This is a genomic window from Sphaerospermopsis sp. LEGE 08334 (assembly GCF_015207205.1).
GTDB lineage: Bacteria > Cyanobacteriota > Cyanobacteriia > Cyanobacteriales > Nostocaceae > Sphaerospermopsis.
The window spans coordinates 55653-65708 of sequence record NZ_JADEXH010000036.1 but is presented as its reverse complement, the minus strand read 5'-3'; the positions used below and the strand labels follow the sequence as shown (position 1 = coordinate 65708).

The window sequence follows — 10056 nt, the reverse complement described above, 5'->3', positions numbered from 1 at the left end:
AATGAAACACCAACGGATGTAGCTTTAAGTGCGACAACAGTAAATGAAAATGTTGGTTCCAATACAGTGATTGGGACATTTTCTAGCACTGACCCCGATGCTGGCAATACCTTTACCTATAGCTTAGTTGCAGGAATAGGAGATACAGATAATACTGCATTCTCGATTGTGGGGAATCAATTACAGATTAATAATTCTCCTGATTTTGAAACCAAGAATAGTTACAGTATTCGGGTAAAAACGACTGACCAGGGGGGACTAGAATTTGAGAAAACTTTTGTTGTTACTGTTAATGACCTTAATGAAACACCCAACCCTCAAAACTTAGTTTTCGGTACACCTAATGGTGATCAACTCATTTCCCCAAGAGATTTAGACGGGATAAAAGACATAGTTTTCACTGGTGCTGGAAATGATGAAGTAGATATTCCATCTGGTGGTAGTTTAACTGGTGACAACCGCATCTTTACAGGTAGTGGTAATGATACAATCTTTGGAAGTAATGGCGATCGCGCTTTTGGGGGCAGTGGTGATGATAAACTAGATGCTACAGATGCTACTGGCTACCGTCTCTCTGGTGGTATTGGAAATGATATCTTCTACTTGGGTGCTAATGGTCGTGCTTTAGGTGGTGAAGGTAATGATCAATTCTATGTCCAAGAGGGTGGCGGTAATTTAATTGCTGGTGGCGCTGGTGCTGACCAATTCTGGATCGTGAATGTTGAATTACCTACTGCTGCAAATACTATCCTTGACTTTAGCATGGGTACAGATGTTTTAGGTATTGCTGGTCAAGGTGCTAATTTTGGTTTTAATGATCTGACCTTGAGTGGTAATAGTATTATGATAGGTAATACAACTATTGCCATCTTGAGGGGAATTGATACCACCAGTTTGACTACTGATCATTTTACTTTTGATAAAAAAACCATAGCAGTCATTTTTGATTTTTGACTTTTCACAAGTCTGAGATACCCTTTAGATAAATCGGGCATCTTCTTTTTTATATACAGCACTTCCCAGTGTAGTGAGGTACACTTTATTTAACCCACATTCCGCACCCCCAGTGTTACAATCGGTAATTTCGGATTTTTGAATACATTTGATGATAATTTTGATACAAAATGGTCTAAATCTTAGGTGGCGATAGCGAAGCGCTGCTGCAAGCAGTTCGCTAATCTCAAATCCCCAAACGACCATTTTTCGTTGTGTGACAGTTTAGGGTGCGGAATGTGGGTTCTATTGCTATTTCTTTTTTAGTCATGAACCTTTCTACCCTGTTATCAAGGCTTTTTTGGGGATTTTTTTGTCAATTTTTCACAATTACGTCTTTTTTCCCTTGGTTGATTAGTGAAATTGATTATTTAGTGAAGTTTAGACAATAAAATCTTATATTTATTGCTGCCTGACTCCCCACTCAATTCTCCTCAAGGTTTTTTCGACTTTTTCAGCAAACCCTACTTGACTAACTATTGCAAAAACTATCCAATCTAATCTCCTTCCAAATCTCAGAAACCTGCCATCCTGTGTTACCAACAGAATGAACTATGGGATTATCCCGCACAGGAATATAATCAGGAAGTTGATTTTGTATATCAATTACTCTTCTCTCCTCAACTACATTTTCTACATCATCAGTAATCTCAGTCTGAAGATTTTCCTCTTCTGACTCCATACTTTTGATTTTATCGAGAAGTAACTTTTCAGATTTTTTAATTAGTTTCATATTTGATCCATTGAAATGAAAGTTTTGAAAACTTCATACAGCAGTTTGAGAATCCTATCATTGATTTTCAGACAGACTAGGATAGTCTTTCAATAAAGTTTTGAAAGATCCGCAACAAGCTTTGATGAAGTTGAATTGCACAAAATTACCTTGGGAAAACTAGGATACAACAAATTAATGATCAATAGGTGCATTTTGCCAAAAAAATTTCTTATATATTGTATTGATGTTGATCCAATAAGCTGCTTGACAAATACAAGCAAGTGCTATTGTGTTATGTTTATCGTTAGGAAATGATATCCCCTACTTTAAATGTTTTCCCTGTGACTGTTACAATATCATCTTCTGATAATTTCCGCCCCCGTCGAGTTTCCACCTCACCATTAACTTTCACCTCACTATTAACAATCATAATCTTAGCTTGACCTCCGGTGGAGGAAATACCGACAAACTTTAAAAACTGATCGAGTTTAATCATTTTATTGAAGGAGTGATGAGTGAAATATCAGATCCCCGAATTCTTTATTGATATTTTCAACAAATTATTAATTGTTGTTAGAGGTCGGGGATCTCAAACCTAGTTTACCATCAAATTAAAACCTTTCTACATTAGCAAACTTTTGAGGTGATGCTTTTGCAGCTTCTCCACAAGTGCGGGGTGTAGGAAACATTTTACCAGGATTAGCCAAACCTTGAGGATTAAAAACTTGCCTTACCCATTGCATAGTTTCTAAATCTGTATCACTAAACATATCTGGCATATAACATTTTTTATCCGCACCAATGCCATGTTCACCAGAAATACTACCACCAACTTTAACACAAAGTTTGAGAATTTCTCCCCCCACTTCTTCCACTTTTTCCAATTCCCCAGTAATAGAATTATCAAACAAAATCAAAGGATGTAAATTACCATCTCCCGCATGAAACACATTAGCAATTCTATAACCATGTTTTGCACTTAAAGCCTCAATTTCTTTCAAAACATAAGGTAATTGAGTCCGGGGAATTACCCCATCTTGGACATAATAATCAGGGCTAACATGACCAGCAGCAGCAAAAGCCGCTTTTCTGCCTTTCCACAATTTTAACCGCGTTTCTGGGTCAGATGCAGAAGTAATATTTCTCGCTCCATTTTTTAAACAAATATCAGCAACTCTTTTTTTATTCTCTGCAACTTCTATTTCTAAACCATCAATTTCTACTAACAAAATTGCCGTCGCATCACGGGGATAACAATTAGTAGCAACCACATCTTCAACGGCGTTAATACTAATATTATCCATCATTTCCATGCCACCAGGAATAATCCCCGCGCTGATAATATCAGAAACACTTGCAGCAGCAGCTTCCACACTGGTAAAATCTGCTAATAAAACACAAATTGATTCAGCAGTTTTGAGTATTTTTAAAGTTATTTCCGTCGCAATTCCTAAAGTTCCTTCTGAACCCACAAAAACACCTGTTAAATCATAACCTGGCATTTCGGGAATTTGTCCACCGACATCCACAATTGAACCATCAGGAAGGACGATTTTTAAACCTAAAACATGATTAGTTGTCACACCATATTTTAAACAATGTACACCCCCAGAATTTTCAGCAATATTGCCACCAATAGAACAAATAATTTGACTAGAAGGGTCCGGTGCAAAATAAAAACCTGCACCGCTAACCGCTTGTGTTACCCAACTATTAATAATTCCTGGTTGCACAACTACACGCTGATTTTCTAAATCAATTTTGAGAATTTGCCGCATTAAAGAAGTGACAATTAAAACCGAATCTTCAACGGGTAATGCACCACCTGATAAACCTGTTCCTGAACCTCTAGCGATGAAAGGGACAGAATATTGATTACATATTTTGACAATTTCTGCTACTTGTTCGGTAGTGCGGGGTAATACTGCTACTGCGGGTTGTTGACGGTAGCTGGTTAAACCGTCACATTCGTAGGTTAATAGTTCTTCTTTGCGTTGAACTACGCCTTTTTCACCAAGTACAGCGATGAATTTTTTGATGATGGGTTTCCAGTCTATTTGGGGTTTTTCTTGAGTTTGTATCATGGTTTTTTATGGGTGGTAGATGTTTTTATTTTCTCACGCAGAGGCGCAGAGACGCAGAGAGGAAGAGGAGGGCGATCTCACTTGAATATCTGGTAAGATAATCAAGTTAATACCAAAATACTTTCTGTACTACTATTATAAAAGTGAGTAATCGTGGTAAAATTATGTCTTAAAATCTGCACAATCTTTGATGTGGGACTATTACCAATACGCAGATAAATAAATTTAGGTGGATGATCATAAAGTAAACTGCGTTGATGAAAGTCAGAATCTTTGGAAATAATCACAAAATTATTCGTTTTGGCAAATTCCCAGATAATAGCATCATCAGTATTTATAAGTCCTAAAGTCTTAACGTGCTGAGAATCAGGATATAGATCAATAATTTTATCAACAATCCGATCTGATAAATTTTCGTCTAATAGCAGTTTCATATAGATGCAACAAATAACTTTTTCTCTCGATCAGCAGCAAAAGCAAGACAAGCTTTAATATCTTCAGATGTCAGTTCTGAAAAGTCTTCAATAATTTCTGCTTCTGTCATTCCACCTGCTAAATATTCTAGAATATCATACACCGTGATCCGCATTCCGCGAATACAAGGTTTACCACTGCGTTTTCCCGGTTCAATCGTAATAATATCTTGATAATTCATAATGTTACTTTCGTTTGGATGTTTATAATTGTAGGATAAGTTAGTCAGAAATGGCTGGTTTAAGATAGGGATTTTTAGGGGGTGCTTTGCGATCGCTTGTTGAGGAGAAACTAAAAAAAGGGCGATCACATTAATTAAATCATTCAGTTTTCCATTCACTTTCTGGAATATCAGCACCAGTCATAATGTTGCGTAATGTACCCATAGGTAAATCACGTCCCTTATGATAAGGCACAATTACTTGTAGTTGGCGATCAAGATTTCTCCACTTGCGATGACTACCCTTTTGAGAAATCAATTCAAATCCATAACGCTGCAAAATACGTTCAACTTCATCTGCATTCATGCGACGGTTGCGGGTCATCCGACCAAAACCTCCCGCAAAATTGCTCCTGATTTTAATTCAATGGGATCTGGTTCAAGATAGAGTGCGATCGCTTCACAAATATTTTGTAATGCTTCTGCTTCAGTTTCTCCTGCGGAAACACAACCTGGTAATTCTGGACACCAAACAGACCAATCTCCCGTTTCTGGATCTGTTTCTAGTACAACACGCCATTTCATGATCTTTTCTCCTTGAAAGTGATTATTGATTTAATTTTAGGATAGCGATCACTTGTTGAGGAAAAAGGGCGATCGCTAACTAAATAAAACTAAGAAGTTTATTCTACCCTGTCCTTTATGCTACACTATGAAAATATAAATAAAATATCATACTTCCGTCTGTCTAAATATGAGCATTTACCCTGATTTCCAAGCACAAGGTTATCAAGTTATTAAAGAACTAGGGCGTAACAGAGAAGGTGGCAGAATTAGTTGGTTAGCAACAAATATTAACACAGGGCGACAAGAAGTAATCAAACAATTTTGTTTTGCTCAAGCGGGTTCAAGTTGGTCTGGTTCAGAAGCACACGAACGGGAAATACAGGTACTTAAAGGATTAAAACATCCTGGTATTCCTAGTTATTTAAGTTCTTTTGAAACATCTGATGGTTTTTGTCTAGTTCAAGAATATATTGATGCTCCAAATTTAGCGGAAACTCGTAGTTTTTCACCAGAAGAAATTAAACAAATTGCAGTTAAAGTTTTAGAAATTCTGGTATATTTACAAAATCGGATTCCGTCGGTAATTCATCGAGATATCAAACCAGAAAACATTTTAGTAGATGAACACATCAATGTTTATTTAATTGACTTTGGTTTTGCTCGTATTGGTAGTCATGATGTGGCTGGAAGTAGTGTCTTTAAAGGAACTCCTGGCTTTATTCCCCCTGAGCAAATGTTTAAGCCCACAGATGCTACAGATTTGTATGCTTTGGGTGTAACTTTGATTTGTTTATTAACAGGAATTAAGTCAACAAAAATAGATCAATTGCAAGATGAAGATGATCCTTATGTAATGTAATTAATTTTCGTCGTTCCGTCCTTCCGCCAATTGCGAAAATATGTGTAAACTGTCTGCCAAGCTGGAAAATCTCCTGGCAATGCTCTCCATCTGACTCCTTCTACCAGGATATAGAAAATCGCGTTTAGCACCTCCCACATATCCACTTCACGGGGGCGACCACCCGTTTTCGCTTCTGGAATCAGGTCACTCAGAAACTCATATTGGGCAAGGGTCAGGTTACTGGGGTATGCTTTACTCATCTCACTCTCTCGGTGCTGTCTATTATCTATTCACAGCTTATACTGAGAGAGCTTTTTTACCACCTTTCTGACTTTTCAAACATCCTCTAAGCTTCTTTCCAACAACGATTTAACAGCACCCCAGACGCTAATATTTTCAAAACTTCCATCATAAAGTAACTACCATGCAGTAAATTCATACTGTAGGGAACACCACCTGCACTAGCAAATAGACTTAAATCACTACCCAAAGCGCACATTTGCGGAGTTAGAAAATAGGTATCCAGCAAAGCTATTGTTAACAGCAAGCAAGATAAAAATATACTTCCCAAACACCAATTAGATTTAGTCTTGCCAATAACCAGCACAGATGTCAAGACAACAGCAGCAGCTAGTAATTCTAAGCGGTTAAAATTCCAAAAAATTGCATATCCAGCAGTGGTAAAATTCGCTTCCTTCATCATGCCAGTAATGTAAAGACTAGGCATAATTACCCAATCTAATACTAGACTAGAACTGAGCCAAAAGCCCAAAGTCAACAGAGTGGCGGTTTGCCAAGTTGAGCGTTTTAATTGCAGGTTAGAAATAGTGTTCATAACAATAATTGCTTTGTTAAATCTATTTCTAGTTTCTAACTAAGAAAACCATTTTGACAACAAATATAAATTAACTGTTACAAACAAGACTATATGCAACATTTTTATAATGTTTTTTGAATTAATTTTTGTTGTTTTTTTAAGTTTTATTACCAAATAATAAGAAGAATTAAAAAACAAAAACTTGTGCTAAATCTGGTGAAGATAAATCGTAAGTATTCAGCTATCAGCTTTAAGATACCTCTCCGAAAAAGATGTAGGGACAATTCATGAATTGTCCCTACCAAGGGTTTCAGGTTACGCATATTTAATTTTCGGAGATGTCTAATGTACTTCAGGCTGTGGATTTAAGTAAGTCGGCATGAAAAAAACAAGTTATGTAACAAAATGTAAAATGCCTAAAAATAAAAACCTCATCCCTCCTGCCTTCTGCCTTCTGCCTTGCCACAACGATAAATTTCAACGCCTACCTATTTATACATAAATCTTTAGTTAAAAAAAATAAACACTGTTGGTTATTTCGTAAAAAATAATTATAAAATCTGACCTAGTATTACTTTCCAACAGCAATAAACACTACTAGGTTATTTACCATGAAGAATTGGCAACAACGATTTTTGCTAGGCTTATTATGTTGTGTTTTCTTATTATTCGGATGGTCACAGCGGGCTTTAGCTGCAAGCAATAGTACACAAATACTAAATGCACAATTAGCCCAAGCAGAATTACCTGTCAATGTTTATGAGTATCTATTGCAATATCAACCAGAAACTTATAATGTTTTGAGCAAGACATTAGCAGATGCTGTTGAAGATGCAAAACAGCCGTTAGCAGATGAAGTAGTGAGTGATCTGTGGGCATTATCTCCCAGTAACCCTAGAATTAAATGGAGAGAAAATAATGGCAAAATTGAATATTTAATGTCAACTTGGAGATATGTGAGTAACCCCAGTGTAGATTGGCCAATAGGTGCAAAAAAACAACTGGCTTATCAAACATGGTTTACAGCAGTACCACAAGTTAAAGAATTTTGCCAGCAATATCAAGCCATAGATGCCAATATTCCTGATAAAATTGAACTTTCACTAAGGTTACAGCAATATTTGGGATTGATTTTAAACAAATATTCTAGCAAAACCCATTTTGTGGAAATGTGGGTAAAAGCAGAAGATTTAATCAGACCATGTATTGATCCAGAAATTGACGATGCTAGTTGTAATATTTTACCTTTACCAGTACCAGATAGCAGTCCTGTAATTAAGACAATATACACCAATTCTTTCAGCAATGCGAAAAAAGAATATTATCCTTGGTCTGGTTTAGGTTATACCTATGATTGGGGAAATCCACAAAAACCCCATGTAGGTCCCAGTGAATTTATTATTAACCCCACACCAGAAAAACCTGTTGAGGTGGAAGTGGTTTCTGTAACCCCAACTCAGGAATATTGTCAACAGGATTATATTTCATCTAATCAGTTTTTGAATTAGTTGAATTAAATTTAACCTCAAACTTTTGGGTAACAAATAAGGTTGAAAGGGTAAGGAGTAATAACACCTTTACTCTTTACCCTTTCTGAGATGAGGTCAATGTTCCTTATTAAGGGGGGAAAATCAATAAAGGTCTCCCTTTAAAAGAGGGATTTAAGGGTATCTACAAATGTTGGATCCCACACGAAAAAGTTTTCAGACATCCTCTAAAAACAAGCTATATTATTTACATGATTGTTTTGTAGCTTGAATTGGAAGTTCCTGGTAATTTATGAGGTATGGGTCATTAAATCTACATGGTAAAATTCGATATATAAAACTTGAAATGTGACTACAAATGTTGGCATTTATATGAAAAAATAATCACTGACGGCAAACACTATAAAAAGGCAGAATCCTAATCAAAAAACCCTAAATTTAAACCAGTCTCAGGACAGATGAGAACTAATTTAAATCGCTTTAAATTAGCAGACAAGAAGCAAAGGGCGTGACGATGGGTGCAGCTGCGCCAATCACCAAAATAAAAAACACAGAGTAACAAGCATAGTGTTTACTCTGTGTTTATCTGTTTATCAATTGAAAATTGACAATTTTTTATTAAAGGTTTAAAATCTTCCCTTTCCAGGGGAAAAAGGCAAAAATTCCGTTTTTTCAATTCTCCTCCGACTCCTGACTCCTAAATGATTATGAATTATTTTCATCTCGTCGTTGTTCATAATCTTCAGAAGATTTCGGATCTAGTTCCCAACGTGCATCATCACGATGTTCTAAAATATCGTTGGTGCGAAGAAAAGCATAATCATTCATTTCTAAACCTACTGCTGTTTCTAATTCCTCCGTTACATTTTTTTCAGGAGTAGCAACAGTACCACCCACAGCTTCATCTCCTACCGTATCTTGCCAATAACTATCAACTTCATCACCCGCAATAGGGTATTCAGCAGGAAATTCAGGACTATTTTCTGTATACTCTTGTCTATTTTCCCACAGCGATCGCTCACCAATATTATATCCCGGTAAGTTTTTTACGCCTGTACCATAGGATTCAGTAATTCCCTGTGGCAAATCATCCGTTTTATTTTCCTGTTTTTTTCGTTTTTTTGTCATGATAATAGCCACTTGCTGCATTTTTAGTAATTATTCAGCTATCAGTAATCAGCTTTTTGCTGCAATAACAAAGATTCAGAAATTGTAATTTCAGAAACGTTATCTGCATCTGTTTATTTTCACTCTTTGTATTTCAATATTTCAGCTACATGGCTGATGGCTGAATGCTTAACGTTTTCATTATAACTTTTAACCAAATATATTTATCTAACTAAAGATTTATAACTTTAGTTATAAAAAATATATCCCTTGAGAACGAAGTGAAGCAATCTATGAAGTATTAATCTAGTAGGTGGTAAATCATTAGCAATTATAACTAGCAATTAGTTTAGTAATGTAATTGGTAAAAAATTATTTTCAGATTTAATAAATAGAGGAGATTAAAAAATGGAATATACAGAGTTTATTACCCATGTACAAAGTCTAGCTCAATCAAATTCCCGTGAAGAAGCAGAAGTTGCTACTCGTGCGACATTAGAAACAGTGAGAGAACTGATTCCTAAGGATGAAGCACAAGAATTAGCTGCACAAATACCACCAGAATTAGGTAAATATTTACGTGGTAGAGAAACAGAAGCTAGTCAATCTTTTCATCTGCAAGAGTTTATTGAGCGTGCTAGTCAGAAAGAAAATATAGAACCAACTACAGCAGCAATGCACGTGCGGGCAGTTTTTGCGGTTTTACAAAATGCGGTAACTCCAGAGAAATTCAAGAAATTTCATGCTTATTTTACCCATGATTATGAGGAATTATTTGCCACTTCATCAACCAGTGAAATGCCAGCATAAC

Annotated in this window: 12 protein-coding genes and 2 pseudogenes; 4 read left to right on the top strand and 10 right to left on the bottom strand. The window is 36.1% G+C overall.

Going from position 1 to position 10056, the window contains the following annotated elements; translation table 11 throughout:
- Positions 1–954, top strand: a pseudogene (locus tag IQ237_RS19190) (hypothetical protein); the annotation flags it as partial.
- A 511-nt stretch (positions 955–1465) separates the two neighbouring features.
- Here IQ237_RS19190 and IQ237_RS19185 read toward each other — a convergent pair.
- From IQ237_RS19185 to IQ237_RS19155, 7 genes are all read right to left on the bottom strand, one after another.
- The gene (locus IQ237_RS19185) at positions 1466–1726 is read right to left on the bottom strand and encodes a hypothetical protein (RefSeq protein WP_194058035.1); all 261 of its coding nucleotides are present in this window, start codon (positions 1724–1726) and stop codon (positions 1466–1468) included.
- Positions 1727–2012: 286 nt separating this feature from the next.
- A complete protein-coding gene (locus IQ237_RS19180; protein WP_194058033.1) occupies positions 2013–2204 on the bottom strand; it encodes an RNA-binding S4 domain-containing protein in 192 nt (63 codons plus the stop codon).
- A gap of 115 nt (positions 2205–2319) precedes the next feature.
- On the bottom strand, positions 2320–3792 hold the full coding sequence (glcD, locus tag IQ237_RS19175; protein ID WP_228020485.1) for a glycolate oxidase subunit GlcD: 1473 nt from the start codon (positions 3790–3792) through the stop codon (positions 2320–2322).
- 101 nt (positions 3793–3893) lie between these two features.
- Complete coding sequence (locus IQ237_RS19170) at positions 3894–4226, bottom strand: DUF5615 family PIN-like protein (protein ID WP_194058031.1); 333 nt, start codon at positions 4224–4226, stop codon at positions 3894–3896.
- The gene (locus IQ237_RS19165; RefSeq protein WP_194058041.1) at positions 4223–4447 is read right to left on the bottom strand and encodes a DUF433 domain-containing protein; all 225 of its coding nucleotides are present in this window, start codon (positions 4445–4447) and stop codon (positions 4223–4225) included. The genes IQ237_RS19170 and IQ237_RS19165 overlap by 4 nt, the downstream gene beginning before the upstream one ends.
- A 139-nt stretch (positions 4448–4586) precedes the next feature.
- Positions 4587–4811, bottom strand: coding sequence for a type II toxin-antitoxin system HicA family toxin (locus IQ237_RS19160; RefSeq protein ID WP_194058029.1), 225 nt, complete (start codon positions 4809–4811; stop codon positions 4587–4589).
- Complete coding sequence (locus IQ237_RS19155) at positions 4808–5011, bottom strand: type II toxin-antitoxin system HicB family antitoxin (RefSeq protein ID WP_194058027.1); 204 nt, start codon at positions 5009–5011, stop codon at positions 4808–4810. Before IQ237_RS19155 ends, IQ237_RS19160 begins: the two co-directional genes overlap by 4 nt.
- Before the next feature lie 169 nt (positions 5012–5180).
- Between IQ237_RS19155 and IQ237_RS19150 the strand changes: the two genes are divergently transcribed.
- Positions 5181–5852, top strand: coding sequence for a serine/threonine-protein kinase (locus tag IQ237_RS19150; protein ID WP_194058025.1), 672 nt, complete (start codon positions 5181–5183; stop codon positions 5850–5852).
- A gap of 11 nt (positions 5853–5863) precedes the next feature.
- On the opposite strand, the pseudogene IQ237_RS19145 reads toward IQ237_RS19150, so the two are convergent.
- Positions 5864–6094 (bottom strand): annotated as a pseudogene (locus tag IQ237_RS19145) (transposase); the annotation flags it as partial.
- Between the two features lie 86 nt (positions 6095–6180).
- Positions 6181–6669 (bottom strand): hypothetical protein, encoded by a 489-nt coding sequence (locus tag IQ237_RS19140; RefSeq protein ID WP_194058023.1) that lies wholly within the window; start codon positions 6667–6669, stop codon positions 6181–6183.
- Positions 6670–7262: 593 nt separating this feature from the next.
- Between IQ237_RS19140 and IQ237_RS19135 the strand changes: the two genes are divergently transcribed.
- Positions 7263–8159 (top strand): hypothetical protein, encoded by an 897-nt coding sequence (locus tag IQ237_RS19135; RefSeq protein WP_194058020.1) that lies wholly within the window; start codon positions 7263–7265, stop codon positions 8157–8159.
- A gap of 684 nt (positions 8160–8843) precedes the next feature.
- Here the strand turns inward: IQ237_RS19135 and IQ237_RS19130 are convergent.
- Positions 8844–9266 (bottom strand): DUF6335 family protein, encoded by a 423-nt coding sequence (locus tag IQ237_RS19130; RefSeq protein ID WP_194058018.1) that lies wholly within the window; start codon positions 9264–9266, stop codon positions 8844–8846.
- A gap of 387 nt (positions 9267–9653) precedes the next feature.
- Between IQ237_RS19130 and IQ237_RS19125 the strand changes: the two genes are divergently transcribed.
- Positions 9654–10055, top strand: coding sequence for a DUF2267 domain-containing protein (locus IQ237_RS19125; protein WP_096572398.1), 402 nt, complete (start codon positions 9654–9656; stop codon positions 10053–10055).
- Position 10056: the final 1 nt, after the last annotated feature.